Below are 18,039 nucleotides of genomic sequence, written 5' to 3'. Positions count from 1 at the left end.
CCTTTGCGGCTTCTTCCTACCGGGTCGACCCGACCGGGTCAACTCAGCCAATGGTCTGGTTCGTTATCCATTGCTCACCGTAGTTGATCCCTGGGCGGATTGTCTGTGATGCCCGGCTGAGAAGATGCTGTGAATCCCGCCGCACCGGGAGGAGATCCGCGCATCCGGGACGTTGTACGGATCAAGAGAGGTGAGAAGGAATGACACAGGCATTCACGCAGCAGACCACGTTCACCGAGCCCCAGGGGCGGGCTCAGCTCCCGACGCTGCCCAGCGGGTGGCCGATCGGCTCCTACGAGTCCTACTCCGAAGCGCAGCGTGCCGTCGACCACCTCGCGGGAACGGACTTCCCGATCACGGACGTCACGATCGTCGGTGTCGAGCCGATCCTGGTGGAGCGCATCGCCGGACGCATGGGCTGGAGCAAGGTGCTGACCAGCTCGGCGCTGTCCGGCGCGATGTTCGGTGTGTTCCTCGGGCTCGTGCTGAGCCTGCTGAACCCGGGCGCCGGGCTGGTGCCGATCATCGTCGGCCTGGTCGGCGGTATCGGGTTCAACCTGCTGTTCGGCGCGCTGGGGTACGCGTCGTCGAAGAACAAGCGAGGGTTCATCTCGCAGAGCCAGCTGGTCGCCCGGCGTTACGACGTCCTGGCCCAGCCGCGCAACGCCGAGAAGGGCCGCGCCCTGCTGGCCGACCTGGCCGCCAGGAGCGCGTTCAACCACTGAGCCCCACCCCACGAGGCGCCGCGTTTCGTCCTCTGAATGCGATCGTTGGCATCGCGAACCACCGCATCCAGCGGACGAAACGCGGGTGGAGGCGGCCCCCGACGTCCGCCTCCACCCGGGCCACCTAGCGCGTCGGCTGGGTGGAGTTCGACGGCGGCGCCGGGGAAGACGGCGGCGCCTGGGCGGTCGTGGAAGGCGGCGCCGGGGTGATCTTCGGGATCGCCGCACTGAACGGCACGTCCGTCCTTTCCAGACAGTAGCTGCGGTAACCGTTGTAGCCGTTGAGGTTTCCGTCGTTGTCCCGGACTCCCCGGTCGAGCCGCGGCCGCGGATAGCGGTTGTCGTCGCCGATCTTCCGCTTCTCGCCCGTGCTCTGCTCGCAGGCGTACCGGGTCGTGCTGAGCGGGCGGCCGTTCTCGTCGTAGAGGTAGATCTCGGTCAGCGGTTTGCCTTCGGCGTCGAACGCGTAGATGTTCTCCACGTCCTGGCTGCCGTACGTCAGCTGCGGGTTCCCGTAGCTGTCGTTGTAGCTCGGCCCATAGGGGCTGTTGTAGGAACCGCCGCCATAGGACCGCTTCGCGATCAGATCGACCGCCGCGCCCGCCCCGCCGAGCATGCTGCCGATGACGAACGCCGAGATCGGCACGGCCAGCCACAGCAGCCGCCGGTCGGTCTTCAGCTTCGGCCCCGCCCAGACCACCGCGACGGCGGCCAGCAGCATCAGCGGCAGCAACAGCACGGCCTCGGTGTCGCGCAGCACGAGCAGCAGGCCGAAGATGACCAGCACCGCCGCGCACAGCACCCACCACGCCGGCTTGAGTGTGCGGAAGTAGTTGACCCCCTTGCTGTTCCGGTTGTTCTGGAACGACGTCGCGATCTCGCGGAGCTTGACCACCTCGGGCAGCTCGACGATCGGGGCGACCCCCTTCCGCACCACGTAGGCGACGCTGATCGCGAGCACGGGCGCGACGAAAAGCAGGCCCAGCAACGGTTCCACCCGCACCCACACCGCGGCCGCGAAACCGAACAACGCGAAGCCGCCGACTGAGAACACCAAGCCCCAGAACGCGAACCGCGCCCCGCCGATCCCGGTCTTGACCTTCAGCACGGTGGTCTTGCCGCCCGCGTCGGGCGGACGCGGCGGATAGCCGCCGGACGCCCGCAATTCGGCGGCATAGCCTTCCGGGCTCCCCAACCGCTCGATCAAGGCGTCGACCTTGGGGTTCTCCCCCAGTTCCGCCTCCATCTCGGCGAGATGCGGCCGGACGTCTTCGAGGATCTCCTCGACTTCGCTCTCGGGCAGGTCGGCGAGCGCGCTCCTGACCCTCGCCAGATACACCCGCACGGCGGTCGGATTCTGCGTGCTCATGCTGCCTCTCCCAACAGGCTGTTCATTGTCGTGGCGAAAGTCCGCCAGGTCTGCCCCGACTCTTCGAGGCGCTGACGACCCGGCTCGTTGAGGCTGTAGTACTTGCGGTGCGGGCCTTCCTCACTCGGCACCACATAGGACGTCAGCAGGCCTGCCTTGTACAGCCGCCGAAGCGTCCCGTACACCGAAGCGTCGCCCACTTCCTGCAACCCCGCGATACGGAGTCTTCGGAGCACGTCGTAGCCGTAGCCGTCCTCTCCGCGAAGCACCGCGAGAACGGCGAGGTCCAGCACGCCTTTAAGTAGCTGACTGATCTCCACAGTCGCGTCCCTCCCAGTCTTACGCAACAGAGGGTACCACGCATTGCACAGTAGTGCGCACGGCGGAAGCCACTTGCGCCGAAGAGGTGGTTCATGGGTTACTTAGTCCAGTAATGAACCACCGCACCCCGAGCGGGTGCTCGAAGACTGGGGACGGAGGTGTCGTGCTCGACGAAGGAACACCCCTGTTCGTGCAGATCGCCGAACAGATCGCCGACGACATCGCCGAGGGAAGCCTGGCCGAGGGGGAACGCGTGCCGTCAACCAACGAACTCGCCGCCTTCTACCGGATCAATCCGGCGACGGCGGCCAAGGGGATCAACGTGCTGGCCGACGACGGCCTGCTCGAAAAGCGACGGGGTATCGGCATGTTCGTCGCCGCCGGCGCGCGGCAGAAGCTGCTCACCGACCGGCGGCAGCGGTTCGCCGAGCAGTACCTCGACCCGATGCTCATCGAAGCGAAGCGCCTCGGCATCGACGACGAAACCTTGATCTCGCTCATCCGCGGGAACGGACACCGGAACGGAGGACCCGCCGCATGACGCCGACCATTTCGACCACCGGCCTGACCCGGCGCTACGGCGACCATCTCGCGCTCGGCGATGTCTCGGTCGACATCGGAGAAGGAAAGATCACCGGCCTGCTGGGCCGCAACGGCGCGGGCAAGAGCACCTTCCTGCGCATCGTCACCGCGCAGGAGTTCGCCAGCGCGGGCTCGGTCCGTGTGTTCGGCGAGACCCCGGTCGAGAACGAGCGGGTGCTGCGGCGCCTGGTGCTCGTCCGCGAAGACCAGCAGTTCCCGGACTTCAAGGTGCGGCACGCCCTTTCGGCGGCGTCGTGGTTCTACCCGAACTGGGACGCGGAACTGGCCGAAGACCTGCTCCGCGACTTCGATCTGCCGACGAAACGCCCGATCAAGAAGCTCTCGCGAGGGATGCGTTCGGCGCTGTCGATCACGATCGGGCTCGCGGCCCGGGCGGAGCTCACGCTGCTCGACGAGCCGTACGCGGGACTCGACGCCGTCGCACGCCAACTGTTCTACGACCGGTTGCTCGACGACTATTCGGCCCATCCCCGCACGATCCTGCTTTCCACGCACCTGATCGACGAGGTCGCCGATCTGCTGGAGCACGTGGTGATGATCGACAAGGGCCGCGTCGTCCTCGACGCGCCCGCCGACGAACTGCGCGGCACGGCCGTCACGGTTTCCGGCCCCGCCCTCGCGGTGGACGACTTCGTCGCCGGCCGCCGGGTACTGCACCGCCGCAAGATCGGGTCGCGTGCTTCGGTCACCGTCGCCGACGCGCTCGGCCCCGCCGACAAGGCGAAGGCGAAGGCCCTGCACCTCAAGCTGGAGCCGCTTTCCTTGCAGCAGTTGATGGTGCACACCTCCAACGGACAGACCGCAGAGGAGGCGTCCGCATGAACACCCTGGTCAACGTCGCGCGCTACCACCTGGTGGACCGGCTCCAGTACGTCGTCCTCCCGGTCGGCGTCACGTTCTTCGCCTTCGGGGTGAATCTCGCGATCTTCTCGCTGATCCCCGAAACACCGGAGGAGAACTACTCCGGCGGCCTGTTCACGCTGTTCGTGTTCATGCTCGTCTGCGGGGCACTGAGCATGACGAAATCGCTCCCGTTCGGGCTCGCGCTCGGTGTGTCGAGGCGGTCTTACTACCTCGGCACGATCCTGCTGGTCGCCGGGCTTTCCGCGGTGTACGCGGTGGGGATCACCGTGTTCCAGGTGATCGAAGACGCGACCGGGGGCTGGGGGCTCGGTCTCAACTACTTCCGCGTTCCCTGGTTGCTCGACGGTCCCTGGTACCTGACCCTGCTCACGTCGTTCGTGTTCCTGTTGCTGATGTTCGTCTACGGCATGTGGTACGGCCTGATCTACCGGCGTGCCGCGGTGGTGGGTGTCGTCCTGTTCGGCGCGGCGCAGGTCCTGGTGCTGCTGGGCGGGGTGCTGCTGCTCAGCTGGACCGATTCCTGGCCGAAGCTCGGAGAGTTCTTCAGCACGTTGACCGTCGGCGGGATGACCGGGGTGCTCGCCCTGATGGTCTGCCTCGCCGGGGCGGGCGGGTTCGCCACGATGCGCCGCGTCACCGTCTGAAAGTCCTTCCACACCAAGGAGTTTCTCAGCCGAAGGCGGAACTCGCGTGATCGGGCACGGAACTCGCGTGATTGGAGGCGGAACTCGTGTATGACGCCTTCGATCACGCGAGTTCCGGCTTCACTCACGCGAGTTCGGATTCGCGGACCTGGTCCCGAATGCGCCCGACCACGGCGGACCGTCGCCAGGCGCGGGTGACCTCCACCAGCCACGCCGCTTCGGTGGCGATGTCCGGCTCGTCGAGGTAGGTCACCGGAACGTCGTCGGGGGCGTACCGGCGGCCTGCCTCGGAGGCGACGAGCGCGGCGGCCAAGGTCGCGGCCTCGACCGTCGCGGCCACGCGGGCTTCGGGGATCTTCGCCTTGCGTGCTTCGGCTTCCGCGACCGGCGGGAGGTCCGGATCGAAGAAGGGCCGCAGCGCGAGGTGGCCGTCCCGGATCTCGATGACCCTGCGGTACAAGGCGAATTCGACGCCACCCGGCATACCGGGGCCCGGGTCCAGCGCGATTCCCGGGACGGCTTCGCGCAAGGCGGCCCACAACGGTTCGATCCGCCGGTACGTCCGGTACGTGCCGAGCAGCCGGAACGGGGTGGCCAGCGCGGGCCCCCACACGCTGAGCGTCGCGCCCGCCCCGGCGAGCCCGACGCTCAGCGCCGCCAGGATCGCCGAGAGCGTGTCCTCGCCGGCGTCGACCGCGCCGGTGGTGGCGAGGATGTAGATGTCGTCGACGTCCCAGAAAGTCCAGCCCAGCGCGGAAACCCCGCCGCCGACGAGCAGCCACAGCCCCGTGCGAAGCGGCCCGGGGTCGGCATGCCGCGCGAAGCGGGCGAAGACGATCGAGAACGTCAGCAGGCTGATCAGACCGTAGACGAGGAAAAGAACGTTGTACGCGACGAACCAGCCGAGCCCGCCCGGTCCGGCGGCGGTGTGTTCGCCGACGCGATAGCTGCCGGAGAGGAAGAAGAGCGCGATCTCGGCGGCCACGACGGCCCAGGACAGCGGCGCGTGCCAGCCGATCCGCTTGCCCTCCCCCAGTTTCAGCGAATGCGCGAACGCGACCGCGAAGGCCATCGCGCCGATCTTGAGCAGATCGGCCGCGAGGTTCAGGAGGCTGCCGATGGGTTCTTCGACGCCGACGGCGTTCTCCATGGCCGGGGTGAGCAGCATGATGCCGCCCGCGATGCACATGCCGAAGGCGCTGAGAAACCACATCCGCCGTCGAGGCTGGGTGTGCCGGGCCTGGATCAGCTTGTAGCCGAAACCCGCGAAGGCCACCACGCAACAGAAGTACGCGATGGTCTCGGTCACGGCAGGCGCCGTTTACGGCTGCCGAAGAGGTCGTCGACCCTCGCCAATCCGCCGGCGAGATCACTTCCGTCCTCGTGGTGCCGGGCCGTGCCGCGCACCGACGTCCGCGCGACGCGTTGCGCGAGGAGGCTGGCGAGCAGTTCGGCCTCCTGCTCCTCGACGGCGCTGTAACTCGTGCGGCCGAGGACACGGCGGACGAGCTCGGGCGCGAGATTCGGCATGAGGGCCTTGCTGGCGGCGGCGTCGAGCGCGATCCCGTCGGCCGCCGCGTTCGCACCGACGTGACCGCACAGCAGGTGGCCGACCTCGTGCAGCAGGATATGCCGCCGGTGCAGGGCGGTGGTGTTGGTCGGATAGAGGATGTAGTCCGCGCGCTCGGTGCTCATCAGCAGCCCGCACGGGCCACTGGAAGGGACGCTGACCTGCATCAATTCGATCGGACGGCCGCGTCCGGCGGCCAGTTCGGCGACGAAGGACTCCGCGTCGAAGGGTTCGGGAAGCGCCACGCCGTCGGCGAGACTCCGGCAGCGGCGCCACAACTCCTTACGGCGGCGATCCACTCACGACTCCTTCTTCTGGCCGCCCCGTCCGGATTCCCTGCGGGCGATCGCGTCGATCATGTCGCTGATGGTGTCGAGTCCGTCGGGGGAAAGCGTTACGGCCCGGAGCGCGACATCGCGGACGCCGGCGTCGCGGAGGGCGCCGAGGAGCGCGAGTTCCTCGGCGATCTTGGCGCTCTGCTCGTCGTCGAAGAAGTACGCGGGCGAGACGCCGAAGAACTGGGCGAGCGCCTCGAGATGGCGTTTCGTCGGGTTGTCGCGACGGCCGGTGCGCAATTGCCACAGGTACGTCGTCGAAAAGCTCTCGCCGGTGGCCTCGCGGCAGGCCTTGGCGACCTCCTCGTGGCTGTACGGCTCGCGATCGGGTCTCAGCACGATCTGGAACAGCTTGTCGATCTTCTCGGCGAGCGTCGTCTTACCGGGCTCGGTCGCGGCCACCATCCCACTCCCTACATGTCGTGCCCGTTCATGCTAGTTGACGCGGGCCCCGCGCCGTACACGACAGTTTTCACCTCGTGCGCGGCCTCGGCTGGCAACGGGGACAGGAGAACGACGAACGGTTCATGAAGGGATCGCGCCGGATGGGCGTCCCGCACCGTCCGCAGGGCAGTCCTTCCTGGCCGTAGGCGTCGAGCGAGCGGTCGAAGTATCCGGACTCGCCGTTGATGTTGACGTAAAGCGCGTCGAACGACGTCCCGCCGACGACCAGCGCCTCGGCCATCACGTCGCTCGCGGCGGTGAGCACGGTGCGGCCTTGGGCCGCGGTGAGCCTGCCGGTCGGGCGGGCCCAATGGAGCTTGGACCGCCAGAGCGCCTCGTCGGCGTAGATGTTGCCGATCCCGGAGACCAGGGTCTGGTCGAGCAGGGCGCGTTTGAGCTCGGTCCGCCTCGACCGCAGCGCGCGGACCGCCTGGTCGAGGTCGAACCGCGGATCCATCGGGTCGCGGGCGATATGCGCGATGGTGCTCGGCAACTCCGTCCCGTCGACCTCGGTGAGTTCCGCGAGCGCGAGCCCGCCGAAGGTCCTCTGGTCGACGAAGCGCAGCTCCGGTCCTTCGTCGGCGAAGCGGAATCGCACGCGAAGGTGTTTCTCGTCCGGCGCGTCCCTGGGCTGGACGAGCATCTGGCCGCTCATGCCGAGATGCGCGAGCATCGCCTGGCCGTCGGAAAGCTCCAGCCACAGGTACTTGCCGCGGCGCCGGGCGGCGGTGATCTTCACGTCGGAGAGCCGTCCGCTGAAGTCCTCGGCGCCGAGTTCGTGGCGGCGGATCGCGCGGGGGTGGAGGACTTCGACCTCGGTGATCATCCGGCCGGAGACATGCGCCTCGAGCCCGGCGCGGACCACCTCGACCTCGGGGAGTTCGGGCATACCGCCGATTCTCCCACCGGCCCTCGTGAACGGTGAGGACGGTCAGGGAGCGGCCGGCCCGACATCCGCCCGCGTCAACGCTTTCCGCGTCCCTCCCGGCAGCAGTTCGTCGGCGCCGACGTCGTACTTCCCCGACCGCGTCTGCAGATCGAAGTCGGTCCCCGCGTACGGGTAGGAGCCGACACCGGCGTCGATCGCCGGGCTCCCGGCGGACAGCCGGTACAACCCGTCCTGAACCAGCTTGGGGTCGACGGCCTTGTAGCCACCCGAAGGCATTCCGGCCGGCCCGCCCCAGGCGATGTTGCCCTCGTACTTCACGTCCGAACCGCCCGGCATGCTCACGAGCTTTCCGGTCCCCTGCAGGATGTTGTTCGCGAGCACGCAGTCCTTGGGCTTGAAGTCGCCGCCGTCGCCGTGGATGCCGTCGGTGGTCCCGACGACGGTGTTGTACGCGACCACGACCCGGTCGGGCCGGTCGTGGAGTTTGCTGTCCGGCCCGCTGTCCGCCTCGTTGCCCGAGCCGAACACGATCCCGCGGTCCGCCGTGGTGTGGACGTAGTTGTTGACGATCTTGTGGTCATTGCCGTGGAAGCGGATCCCGGACCGGCCCAGCAGAATGTTGCCCTCCACCACGCTGCGATCCCCGTGGCGCAGCACGATGAAGCCGCGGCTGTCGCGGATCGTGTTGTACCGGACGACGTTGTCCGACGACTTCACGGAGATCGCCTCGGAATCCCCGTCGGCCTTCTCGAACAGGTTGTACTCGACGACTCCGCCCGCCGAGTACTTCTGATGGTGGCTCAGCCCGAACCGGATCGACTCGCCACCGTTCGACCCGGTGAACTTGTGGTTCGAGAAGTAGTTGTGGTGCACCTTGACCCGCTTGGCCATGTCCTTCTCCGGGCCGAGCACCTGCAGGAAGACGCCCTGGGTGGTGCGGTTCTGCAGGACGTTGTGGTCGAACTCGGTGTCGTCGCCGTTGAGCGTGACCCAGTTGCCGCCGCCGGAGAGCTGGACGTCGAGCCGCGTCAGCCGGTTGTGCGTGCTGCCCACCGGCACGCTCATCGAGCCGCCGTGCCGGAGTTTGAACCCGCGCAGCACGACATGCGAAGCGCCCGAAGAGAACGAGAAGCCCGCGGAGCCCTTGATCTCGGCCTTGCCGACGTGTTCCGCGGTGATGGTGATCGGCGCGTTCGCCGTTCCCGACCGTTTGATCACGATCGCCGAGCCCGCCGAATAGCTCCCGTCGGCCAGCCGGATCTCGTCGCCGGGACCGGCCTTGTCGATCGCGGACTGCAACGCGCTCAACGACGTCACCCGGACGACCTGGGCGGCCGAAGCCGTGGCAGGACCTGTCACCAGCGTCAAAAGCGCAGCTGTGACCAGGCAAAAATGACGCATCCGCCGACCTCTCGACAGGCGACCTGAATGGTCGCGTCAGTGGCGGCGGACTGCGATGAGGTTACTGATTCACCGACTCGTGCGTCAACGAACCGTCCCGGTGAAGGGGACTCAGGTCGTCTTCGGCGGCTGCTCGATGTCGAGCTCGGACGAAAGCTGGCGCCAGGCCGTCTCGGCGGCCTTCTGCTCGGCTTCCTTCTTGGTCGTTCCCGAGCCGTAGCCGAGTTCACGCCCGCCGACGAGGACGGTGGCGCTGAACTCCTTGCGGTGATCGGGCCCGGTGTCCTCGACCTTGTACTCGGGCACGCCGAGCCCGGCCGACGCCGTCAGCTCCTGGAGGCTGGTCTTCCAGTCCAGGCCGGCGCCACGCAGCGGCGCCTCGGCGAGCAGGTCGTCGAACAGGTGGTGCACGAGCTTGCGCGCGACGTCGATGCCGTGCTGCTGGTACGCGGCGCCGATGACGGCTTCGAGCCCGTCGGCGAGGATGCTCGCCTTGTCCCGGCCGCCGGTGAGCTCTTCGCCCTTGCCCAGCAACAGGTGCCTGCCCAGCCCGCCTTCGCCGAGGCCGCGCGCGACCCTGGCCAGCGCGTGCATGTTGACCACGCTGGCACGGAGCTTCGCGAGCTGACCTTCGGCCAGTTCGGGATGGGTGTTGTAGAGGTGGTCGGTGACGACCAGGCCCAGCACCGCGTCCCCGAGGAACTCCAGACGCTCGTTCGGCGGCAACCCACCGTTCTCATAGGCATAAGAACGGTGGGTCAACGACAACGTCAGCAGCTCGGGCTCGATCGTGATCCCGAGTGCTTCGAGCAGTGGTGCGGGGTCCGCGGGTGGTCCACCGGCCGACTTGCCCCCCATGTCGTCAGCTGCCGATCAGGCGGGCTCGACGACCTGGCGACCGTTGTGCTGGCCGCAGGCCGGGCACGCGATGTGCTGGAGCTTCGGCTGCTTGCAGGCGCGGTTGGAGCAGGGCACCAGCTGAACCGGAGCCGCCTTCCACTGGCTGCGGCGCGCGCGGGTGTTGGATCGCGACATCTTCCGCTTCGGGACGGCCACGAGTAGATCTCCTTCAGACGGTCTGCCCGCGGTCGCGAGCGAACTTGCTTCTCCGGAACGAGCTGGTGCTCGTCAGGCTTGCTTTCCGGGGCCATCGGCCTGGTCATCGCCCGTTTCGTCCTCGAAACGATCGACCAGCGCGGCCCACCGAGGGTCTATCTTCTCATGCCCGTGCCCGGGCTCGAGATCGGCCCACTTGACACCGCATTCGGTGCACAGTCCCCGGCAGTCCTCGGTGCACAGCGGGGCCAGCGGCAGCGCCAGCACCACCGCGTCGCGGACGGTCGGCTCGAGATCGATCCGGTCGTCCACCAGACGGGGGATCTCGTCCTCGTCGGTGGTCTCCTCGGTCGCGGAGCCGGGGTAGGCGAAGAGCTCGGTCAGGTCGACCTCGACGTCCTCGGTGATCGGGTCGAGGCATCGCGAGCAGTGCCCCGTCGCGACGGCGGACGCCGTACCGCTGACGAGCACACCCTCGACGACGGATTCGAGCATCAGGTCGAGTTCCAGGCTGGAGCCGGCGTCGATGATGATGACGTCGGGCACACCGAGCGCGGACTCGACGGGGATCGAGCGTTGGACGGCCTTGCTCAGGCCGGCGTGACGGCCGAGCTCGCGGGTGTCGAGCACCCACGGGTTCCGGTCGTCCAGCTGCGCAGGCCTGGCCTGCGGCGACTTGTTCTCAGACATCGGTCACCAGGGTACGCAGGTACCGCCACTCACTTTCGGGCGGCCGGAGGCCGCGAGATCCGTGAAGGCCCCCTTGAGGGAATCGTCTTTGTTCACCCACCGGTCTTCGACGGATGAGTGCCCCCAATGTGGCATTGGGGACACTGAGCGTCTCCGATGCCACATTGGGCGCGCCGGATGGCGTCGCGACTCTGGGCAGACTGGTGGTAGGCAAGTCCGTGAAGGCCCCCTTGAGGGACCCAGGGTCCCTCGAAGTTCCCCTCACCCATCGCGAAGCACCCAAGCTGGCGGCCAGCGAGTCGCTACTGCAGGAGCCGTCCGTGAAGGCCTCCTTACCTACCCTGAAGGTAGTGAAGGAGGCCTTCACTACCTTCAGGGTCGCCACCTGTGCCCCATAAGCACCAGCAGTCACAACGGCCGCGCGTGAAGGCCCCCTTCCCTCGGCTCAGCCGAGGAAACTCGACCTTCACACCCCCCAAGTACATGAAGGCCCCCTTCACCGCGTCTAGCGCAATGAAGGGGCCTTCACGTACTTCAGTGCCCAGGCGATCAGCTCTGGTAGTCGTACAGCGAGGTCCGGCTGTTGCCCGGCAGGTTGACCGGCGACCGCAGGTGGTTGCGCCCGGAGTCGACCGTCCGCAGCGTGGTCGCCAGCAGTTCGGAGAACTCGGCCAGCTTCCCGTCGACGTAGGCGTCGCAGTCGCCGCGCTGCTTGTCGGCCTCGACGTGCGCCTCGTCGACGATGCGCGCCGCCTCGCCGTGCGCGGCCTGGACGACCTCGGTCTGGGCAACGAGCCGGGCCTGTTCGGCGCGGCCCTCCTCGATCGCGCGCTCGTAGGCGTCGCGGCCCGCCTGGATCATCCGCTCCGACTCGGCGCGCGAGCGGTCGGTGAGGTTCTGGAACTCGGCCTGCCCGGCGGCGACCATGCGCTCGGCCTCGCCGTGCGCGTCGCTCATCATCTGCTCGGCGCGGGCGCGGGCGTCGGCGAGGATGCGCTCGGCCTCGGCCTGCGCGTCGGCGACCGTGCGGTCGGCCTCGGTGTTCGCCGTGGTGATCGTCTCCGCCGCCTCGGTGCGGGCGGTCTGGATCAGCTGATCACGTTTGTCCAGGACGTCCTGCGCGTCGTCGACCTCGCCCGGCAGGGCGTCACGGATGTCGTCGAGCAGCTCCAGGGTGTCGCCACGCGGGACGACGCAACTGGAGGTCATCGGCACGCCGCGGGCTTCCTCCACGATGGTGACGAGCTCGTCGAGCGCCTCGAAAACCCGGTACACGGCCACTCCCTACCTACAGCGATCCCCACATTCCCTGAGTTCAGTTTGCCCTCATCACCGCCGTAAGGGGTGAAAGCGCGCGGTACCGGGCGTGTCCCCGCCGGTACCGCGCGCCATGATCACCTCGGAGCGAACGCCGGATCCAGGACCAACGCGAGCAGTTGCCCGTCGGTCAAGGACGGGGCACCGCGGTCGCCGTCGTCCAGAGTGCCGAGATCGGCGATGTTGACCGAGCCACCTCCGCCGGGCGGGAAGGCGATCGCGGCGCGGGTGACGATCCTCCCGGTCGTGAACCCTTGCCCGAGGATGACGTCGCCGTCCGATTCCGCCGACTTCGGCGCGGTTTCGGAGATCACCACGAAGCTCCCGTCCGGCTGGGGAAGTTCCACGCACCGCGTCGGCTTGCGATCCGACCCGATCGCGTCGGCCCTCTTCGCCGGGTCACACCGGTTTTCGCGCGGATATCCGTCCTTCGTGCTCACCGGACCGGCGATCGTGAGGTTGACGCCCCGCGGCCGCCCTTCGGCATCGGTGTACCTGACTTCCGAGGTCTTCAGGTCCCCGAACCCCACGAAGTCCCGCACTTCGATGTCCTTCGCGCCGGTGAGCACCTTCGGCATCACGTCCTTCAGGTGCTGGAGAGGGTTCTTCGGTGCCGCCTGCGACGCCGCCGGCGCCAGCGGCGCGGGGCCGCCCCCGGGCGCCACGAACACCACCGCCGCCGCGATCACCGCCAGCGTCGCGACCCCCGTGGCGACGACCCCTCGCCGGTTTCGCGCCTTCTTCGCCGCCTTCCCGGCGACCTCGTCCGGGTCGAAGCCGAGCGGTGGCTCGGCCAGTGTGATCCCGCGCAGCCTGTTTTCGAGTTCGTCCATCACGCGCTCCTCCCGGAGACAGCCTCGTCGTGCTGTCTCTGCAGGGCCGCACGGAGGACGTCGAGTCCCCGCGCGGCCTGGCTCCTGACCGTCCCTTCCGAACAGCGCAGCGCGACGGCCACCTCGGCGACCGGGAGATCGGCGCAGTAGCGCAGCACGACGGCGGCGCGCTGTTTCGGGGGAACTTCGGCGAGGGCGCGAAGCAACGAATCCGAGATGCCGGCGGTGGCCGGAGCGGCGGGCTCGTCGGGGACGACGCCGTCGCGGTTCTCTCTGCTCCGCCAAGGTCGTCGCCGCTCGTCGAGCCAGCAGCGCATCAGGATCTGCCTCGTGTAGTTGTCGACGGGCCCTTTCCGGCGGACCTTCGGCCAGACCCGGTAGAGCTTGATGAGCGCGGTTTGGACCAGATCCTCCGCGAGATGCCAGTCGCCGCAGAGCAGATACGCCGTCCGCCTGAGCGGTAGCGCCTTGTCCCTGGCGAACTCCCTGAAGCTCGCATCGTCCCCAGACCGCATCGTGCCTCCTCGTCCGTGTTCCGGTGTATCTCACGGACGGGGAGGCACGAAATGTTGCACGGACTGGTCAGCCGGCGAGGTTCACCAGCTTGAAGGTGACGTAGCGGTCCGGCGTGTAGACGATCTCGCCGCCCTTGCCGGAGATGACGCGGTCGCTCGTGCCCACCGGGAACAGCTGGTAGTAGCCGGCGGCGCACGACGGCAGCACACCTTCGCGGTTCTCGTAGACGGTGCCGGTCGCGCCGCCGCGGGCCTTGTCCACCACGGACTTGGCCGCGGAAGACAGCGTCGAGTAGCCGATCTTCGTCAGCTTCGAGGTGTCACCGCAGGACGGCGCCGGGGTGCCGTCGACGTCGATCACGGAGAAGGTCTTGTAGTGGTCGGCGGTGTAGAAGAACTCCCCGCCGTCGCCGGTGACGATCCGTCGCGCGCCGCGGTCCGGCGAACCGGGCGTCGGGACCGTGTACTCGTGGTAGTAGGCCGAAGCGCACTTCGGAAGGATGTTCTCCCGGTTCGAGAAGACCGTGCCGTCCTTGTCCGGGTACGGGAACGGCCCGCCCTTCTTGATGAGGTCGTAGGTCGTCGAGGCCTCGGCGGGCAGCGACGACAACGACACGTGCTTGAACCCGGCGAGATCCCCGCACGGGTTCTGCTGGATGGAGACGGGAGCGGCCGTGGCCTGCGCGGCACTGAGCCCGCCGAAGAAGCTGACAAGCAGAACGAGCAGCGCGGCGGCGATCCGCGATCGTTTGTTGGTCATTTTCGGACCGTAACCCGACCGTGTATTCACCAGAAGGCGTCGAGATGAACTCTTCATCGCCGCCCGCGACTGCCCGACCAACGGCTTCGGCCGTTCGGGTCAACCTCGTTCGGAGTACTTCTCCGAGAGGCGTTTGAACACTATCGGCGGCACCAGGTGCTCGATGTCGCCACCGAGCGCGGTGACCTCCTTGACCAGCGAGCTCGACACGAATCCGTACGCCGGGTTGTTCGCCATCAACAGGGTTTCGAGCCCGGTCAGCTCGCGGTTCATCTGCGCCATCTGGAGCTCGTAGTCGAAGTCGCTGACCGACCGCAGGCCCTTCGCGACCGCGATGATGTCGTTCTCGCGGCAGTAGTCGACCAGGAGTCCTTGCCAGGAATCGACGCGCACGTTCGGCAGCTTCGCGGTGATCTCGCGCAGCATGTCCATCCGCTCCTCGGTGGTGAACAGGCCCTTCTTGCTCTTGTTCACCCCCACCGCGACGACGACCTCGTCGAACAGCTTCGCCGCCCGCTCGATGATGTCGAGATGTCCATTGGTGGCCGGGTCGTAGGACCCGGGACAGACCGCACGCCGCATGGCGCGGACGCTACCAAGGAGAGTGGCCCCTTGCGCGCTCATCAGGGTTGCGTCACACCTGATATTCGGCCCAGTAGAGCGCCGTGTCGCCGTAGCGCTTCGTCCGCATCGGCTCGAAGCCCGCCGGCCAGTCCGGCTCGCCGTCGCGCGCCGCCCGCTCGATGACCACCAGCGCCCCGTCCGTGATCCACCGGTTCGCCGCGAGCGCGGCCATGACCTCCCCCAGGCGGGTGGAATCCACTGCGTAGGGCGGGTCGGCGAGGACGATGTCGAACGTTTCCGCCGCCGGAGCGGCCACGACGGACTCGACGGCGCCCGCCCGGACCGCGCCGCCGAGCCCCAACGCGGCGACGTTCCCCTTGAGCACTTCTACCGCGCGCCGGTCCGACTCGACGAACAGCGCGCCCGACGCGCCGCGGGACAGCGCCTCCAGCCCGAGCGCGCCCGAACCGGCGTAAAGGTCGAGGACCTGGGTCCCCTGCAGCTCGCCGGCGACCTCCAGCGCGTTGAACAGCGCCTCGCGCACCCGTTCCGAGGTCGGCCTCGTGCCTTTCGGCGGGACCTTCAGCCGCCTGCCGCCCGCGGTCCCCGCCACGATCCTGGTCATTGGAGCATCGTGCCTCAACGCCTTCCGCCGTGACGTTGGCCGGGACTTGGTGAAGCCTCCGTCCAGCTCGCGTAGAGTCGTCCTTCGCCCTCGGAGGCGATAGAAGCGTTTAGGAGCGTTGCGTGTCCGAACCTCGGGTCAGACGGGCCGAGATCGCCATCGAGCAAGCCCATGTGGACACCGTCTACACCCGGCTCGCCGAACTGCGAGCCCAGGCTGAGGCCATGCGTACCAAGGGCTACGAGATCGGCCATGGCGCCGGGCGGGAAGCCATTTTCGAGCAGGCGTCCATGCTGTTCGAGCGGGACATGATGGTGTACCACGCCAATCAGACCCTCCAGACCCTCGACGCGGAGTACGAGGGCCTGGTCTTCGGCAGGCTCGACCACCTCGACAACGACCACATCTACGTCGGCCGTCTCGGCATCCGCGACGCCGAGTTCGACAACCTCGTCACCGACTGGCGCGCACCCGCGGCCGCGGCGTTCTACCAGGCGACGGCCGAGGAGCCGATGGACGTCGTCCGGCGCCGGGTGATCCGGTGCTCGGGCCAGAACGTGCTCGACGTCGACGACGACGTCCTGATCGCCGACGCGGTCCCCGAGAACATGCAGATCGTCGGCGAAGGCGCGCTGATGGCCGCGCTCGGCCGGTCGCGCGGCGAGAAGATGCGGGACATCGTCGCGACCATCCAGAAGGAACAGGACGAGGTCATCCGCGCGCCGTGGCGCGGTGTCACCGAGATCACCGGCGGCCCCGGCACCGGCAAGACCGCGGTCGCGCTGCACCGCGCGGCGTACCTGCTCTACCGCCACCGCCGTCAGCTCGGCGGCGCGGGCGTGCTGGTGATCGGCCCGTCCGGGGTGTTCACCAGCTACATCTCGCGGGTGCTGCCGTCGATGGGTGAGACGAACGTCGAACTGCGCGCGCTCGGCGAGGTCCTCGACGGCCTCGAAGCGACCCGGCAGGACCCGGCTCCCCTGGCGGCGATCAAGGGTTCGCTGCGGATGCGGAAGATCCTGCTGCGCGCGCTGCGTGACACGCCGGAAGACGCGCCCGAGGACATGAAGATCGTGTACCGCGGCGAGGTGCTGCGGCTCAACGCGCGCGAGCTCGACAAGGTGCGCCGCAAGGTGCACACCGCGGGCGGGCCGCCGAACCGGTCGCGGATCCGCGCCGCCGAACTGCTGCTCGACGCGCTCGCCGCGAAGGCCGAGCAGCACGCGAAGGACGACGGCCGTCAGATCGACAAGGCCGAGCTGATCACCGAGCTCGGCGAGCGCATCGAGTTCCACCGGTTCCTGGTGGTCTGGTGGCCGATCCTGTACCCGGCGCAGATCCTGCGGTGGCTCGGCACCGAGAAGCGGCTCGCCTCCGCGGCGAAGGGCCTGCTCAACCGCAACGAGATCAGCATGCTCGCGGCCGACTTCGCCGACCGCTCGCGCGGCTGGACCATCGCGGACGTCGCGCTCCTCGACGAGCTTCGCGTCCTCATCGGCACGCCGCCGAAGAGCCGCCGGGCCCGCCAGAGCATCGAGGTCAACCCGGAGCGCGGTGGCGCCCCGACCCGGCCCGAGCACTACGACGAGTACTCGCACGTGGTCGTCGACGAGTCGCAGGACCTCTCGCCGATGCAGTGGCGGATGGTCGGGCGACGCGGGAAGTACGCGAGCTGGACCGTGGTCGGCGACCCGGTGCAGAGTTCGTGGCCGGATCCGGCCGAGGCCGCGATGGCGCGGGACCAGGCGTTCGGGCTCAAGACGACCCGGCGCCGGTTCACCCTGCGCACCAACTACCGGAACTCGGCGGAGATCTTCGATCTGGCCGCGAAGGTCGTCGCCGGGCACGCGGAGGCCGACGAGCTTCCGCGCGCGGTGCGGCAGACCGGCATCACGCCGGAGGTCCGGCCGGTCGAGGCTGCCGGGCTGGAGGCGGCGACGCAGGCCGCGGTGAAGGAACTGATGGGGGCCGTCGAAGGCACCGTCGGCGTGATCACCGCCATGGACCGGGTGCCCGAGGTCGAGGGCTGGCTCGAAGGGCTTTCGGACGAGCGGCTCAAGGTCGTCGGCAGCCTCGACTCCAAGGGTCTCGAGTACGACGCCGTCGTACTGGTGGAGCCGAACGACCTCATCACCGAGTCGACCACCGGCCGCCGGGTGCTGTACGTCGCGCTGACCCGCGCGACCCAGCAGCTGACCGTCCTGGCGTCCAACCCCGACTGGATCCCGGCCGCCTGATCACGCGTGTCGTCCATTCGATCACGTGAGTTCGCCTCCCAATCACGTGAGTTACGCCCCCGATCACGCGAGTGCGGAGTTCGGTCACGTGAGTTCGGCGTGTCTCGACAGACGACGCGCGTGTTTGGACGGACGACACACGTGATCAGATGGACGACACGCGTGATTGAGCGCGCGACTCGCGGTGCTTGCGCGTGCAACTACCGCATCCAGAGGACGAAACGCGTGCGAAAAAGCTGAAGGGCTCCTTCAGGACACTGGTGGATGCCCTGAAGGA

Annotated in this window: 21 protein-coding genes; 5 read left to right on the top strand and 16 right to left on the bottom strand. The window is 68.1% G+C overall.

The window, feature by feature from the left end:
* Window positions 1-200: 200 nt before the first annotated feature.
* Complete coding sequence (locus tag ACSMFO_RS24490) at window positions 201-725, top strand: general stress protein (protein WP_038509609.1); 525 nt, start codon at window positions 201-203, stop codon at window positions 723-725.
* Between the two features lie 124 nt (window positions 726-849).
* On the opposite strand, the gene ACSMFO_RS24485 is transcribed toward ACSMFO_RS24490, so the two are convergent.
* Both ACSMFO_RS24485 and ACSMFO_RS24480 read right to left on the bottom strand, forming a co-directional pair.
* Window positions 850-2,094: a DUF1700 domain-containing protein gene (locus ACSMFO_RS24485; RefSeq protein ID WP_436460644.1), complete on the bottom strand. Its 1,245-nt coding sequence runs from the start codon at window positions 2,092-2,094 to the stop codon at window positions 850-852.
* A complete protein-coding gene (locus tag ACSMFO_RS24480; RefSeq protein WP_034323457.1) occupies window positions 2,091-2,414 on the bottom strand; it encodes a PadR family transcriptional regulator in 324 nt (107 codons plus the stop codon). The genes ACSMFO_RS24485 and ACSMFO_RS24480 overlap by 4 nt, the downstream gene beginning before the upstream one ends.
* A 164-nt stretch (window positions 2,415-2,578) precedes the next feature.
* Here ACSMFO_RS24480 and ACSMFO_RS24475 point away from each other — a divergent pair, with 164 nt between their 5' ends.
* Genes ACSMFO_RS24475 through ACSMFO_RS24465 form a run of 3 tightly spaced genes read left to right on the top strand, consistent with a single transcriptional unit; the run spans window position 2,579 to window position 4,526 of the window.
* Window positions 2,579-2,956: a GntR family transcriptional regulator gene (locus tag ACSMFO_RS24475; RefSeq protein ID WP_016336380.1), complete on the top strand. Its 378-nt coding sequence runs from the start codon at window positions 2,579-2,581 to the stop codon at window positions 2,954-2,956.
* Window positions 2,953-3,840: an ABC transporter ATP-binding protein gene (locus ACSMFO_RS24470; RefSeq protein WP_360083290.1), complete on the top strand. Its 888-nt coding sequence runs from the start codon at window positions 2,953-2,955 to the stop codon at window positions 3,838-3,840. Before ACSMFO_RS24475 ends, ACSMFO_RS24470 begins: the two co-directional genes overlap by 4 nt.
* Window positions 3,837-4,526: an ABC transporter permease gene (locus ACSMFO_RS24465; protein WP_436460643.1), complete on the top strand. Its 690-nt coding sequence runs from the start codon at window positions 3,837-3,839 to the stop codon at window positions 4,524-4,526. The genes ACSMFO_RS24470 and ACSMFO_RS24465 overlap by 4 nt, the downstream gene beginning before the upstream one ends.
* A 124-nt stretch (window positions 4,527-4,650) precedes the next feature.
* Here ACSMFO_RS24465 and ACSMFO_RS24460 read toward each other — a convergent pair whose 3' ends face one another.
* The 14 genes from ACSMFO_RS24460 to rsmD form a co-directional block, all read right to left on the bottom strand.
* Window positions 4,651-5,835 carry an MAB_1171c family putative transporter gene (locus ACSMFO_RS24460; RefSeq protein WP_436460642.1) on the bottom strand — a complete coding sequence of 395 codons (1,185 nt, stop codon included), beginning with the start codon at window positions 5,833-5,835 and terminating at the stop codon, window positions 4,651-4,653.
* Complete coding sequence (locus tag ACSMFO_RS24455; protein WP_400569582.1) at window positions 5,832-6,395, bottom strand: hypothetical protein; 564 nt, start codon at window positions 6,393-6,395, stop codon at window positions 5,832-5,834. The genes ACSMFO_RS24460 and ACSMFO_RS24455 overlap by 4 nt, the downstream gene beginning before the upstream one ends.
* Entirely contained in the window at window positions 6,396-6,836 is a 441-nt protein-coding gene (locus ACSMFO_RS24450) for a helix-turn-helix domain-containing protein (RefSeq protein ID WP_016336386.1), read from the bottom strand.
* Between the two features lie 67 nt (window positions 6,837-6,903).
* Window positions 6,904-7,764 carry a bifunctional DNA-formamidopyrimidine glycosylase/DNA-(apurinic or apyrimidinic site) lyase gene (gene mutM / locus ACSMFO_RS24445; protein WP_360083300.1) on the bottom strand — a complete coding sequence of 287 codons (861 nt, stop codon included), beginning with the start codon at window positions 7,762-7,764 and terminating at the stop codon, window positions 6,904-6,906.
* Between the two features lie 42 nt (window positions 7,765-7,806).
* On the bottom strand, window positions 7,807-9,165 hold the full coding sequence (locus tag ACSMFO_RS24440; protein ID WP_436460641.1) for a polysaccharide lyase 6 family protein: 1,359 nt from the start codon (window positions 9,163-9,165) through the stop codon (window positions 7,807-7,809).
* Window positions 9,166-9,276: 111 nt separating this feature from the next.
* Window positions 9,277-10,023 (bottom strand): ribonuclease III, encoded by a 747-nt coding sequence (gene rnc / locus ACSMFO_RS24435; RefSeq protein ID WP_081975895.1) that lies wholly within the window; start codon window positions 10,021-10,023, stop codon window positions 9,277-9,279.
* Window positions 10,024-10,038: 15 nt separating this feature from the next.
* The gene (gene rpmF / locus ACSMFO_RS24430) at window positions 10,039-10,221 is read right to left on the bottom strand and encodes a 50S ribosomal protein L32 (RefSeq protein WP_005160412.1); all 183 of its coding nucleotides are present in this window, start codon (window positions 10,219-10,221) and stop codon (window positions 10,039-10,041) included.
* Window positions 10,222-10,293: 72 nt separating this feature from the next.
* Window positions 10,294-10,911 (bottom strand): YceD family protein, encoded by a 618-nt coding sequence (locus ACSMFO_RS24425; protein ID WP_436460640.1) that lies wholly within the window; start codon window positions 10,909-10,911, stop codon window positions 10,294-10,296.
* A gap of 549 nt (window positions 10,912-11,460) precedes the next feature.
* A complete protein-coding gene (locus ACSMFO_RS24420; protein WP_073849191.1) occupies window positions 11,461-12,186 on the bottom strand; it encodes a DivIVA domain-containing protein in 726 nt (241 codons plus the stop codon).
* A 119-nt stretch (window positions 12,187-12,305) separates the two neighbouring features.
* Complete coding sequence (locus tag ACSMFO_RS24415; protein ID WP_436460639.1) at window positions 12,306-13,061, bottom strand: hypothetical protein; 756 nt, start codon at window positions 13,059-13,061, stop codon at window positions 12,306-12,308.
* Window positions 13,061-13,576 carry a SigE family RNA polymerase sigma factor gene (locus ACSMFO_RS24410; RefSeq protein ID WP_073849157.1) on the bottom strand — a complete coding sequence of 172 codons (516 nt, stop codon included), beginning with the start codon at window positions 13,574-13,576 and terminating at the stop codon, window positions 13,061-13,063. The genes ACSMFO_RS24415 and ACSMFO_RS24410 overlap by 1 nt, the downstream gene beginning before the upstream one ends.
* Window positions 13,577-13,643: 67 nt before the next feature.
* Window positions 13,644-14,336, bottom strand: coding sequence for a ribonuclease domain-containing protein (locus ACSMFO_RS24405; protein ID WP_436460638.1), 693 nt, complete (start codon window positions 14,334-14,336; stop codon window positions 13,644-13,646).
* Window positions 14,337-14,435: 99 nt separating this feature from the next.
* Window positions 14,436-14,918: a pantetheine-phosphate adenylyltransferase gene (coaD, locus tag ACSMFO_RS24400; RefSeq protein ID WP_016336395.1), complete on the bottom strand. Its 483-nt coding sequence runs from the start codon at window positions 14,916-14,918 to the stop codon at window positions 14,436-14,438.
* 52 nt (window positions 14,919-14,970) lie between these two features.
* Window positions 14,971-15,525: a 16S rRNA (guanine(966)-N(2))-methyltransferase RsmD gene (rsmD, locus tag ACSMFO_RS24395; RefSeq protein WP_436460637.1), complete on the bottom strand. Its 555-nt coding sequence runs from the start codon at window positions 15,523-15,525 to the stop codon at window positions 14,971-14,973.
* Between the two features lie 122 nt (window positions 15,526-15,647).
* On the opposite strand from rsmD, the gene ACSMFO_RS24390 reads away from it, so the two are divergent.
* On the top strand, window positions 15,648-17,762 hold the full coding sequence (locus ACSMFO_RS24390; protein ID WP_436460636.1) for a HelD family protein: 2,115 nt from the start codon (window positions 15,648-15,650) through the stop codon (window positions 17,760-17,762).
* The last annotated feature ends 277 nt before the right edge of the window (window positions 17,763-18,039 follow it).

It is taken from the genome of Amycolatopsis sp. w19, from assembly GCF_051373225.1.
Lineage (GTDB): Bacteria > Actinomycetota > Actinomycetes > Mycobacteriales > Pseudonocardiaceae > Amycolatopsis > Amycolatopsis japonica.
Note: the sequence above shows the minus strand (reverse complement) of the source record. Positions and strands in the feature narration are given on the sequence as shown.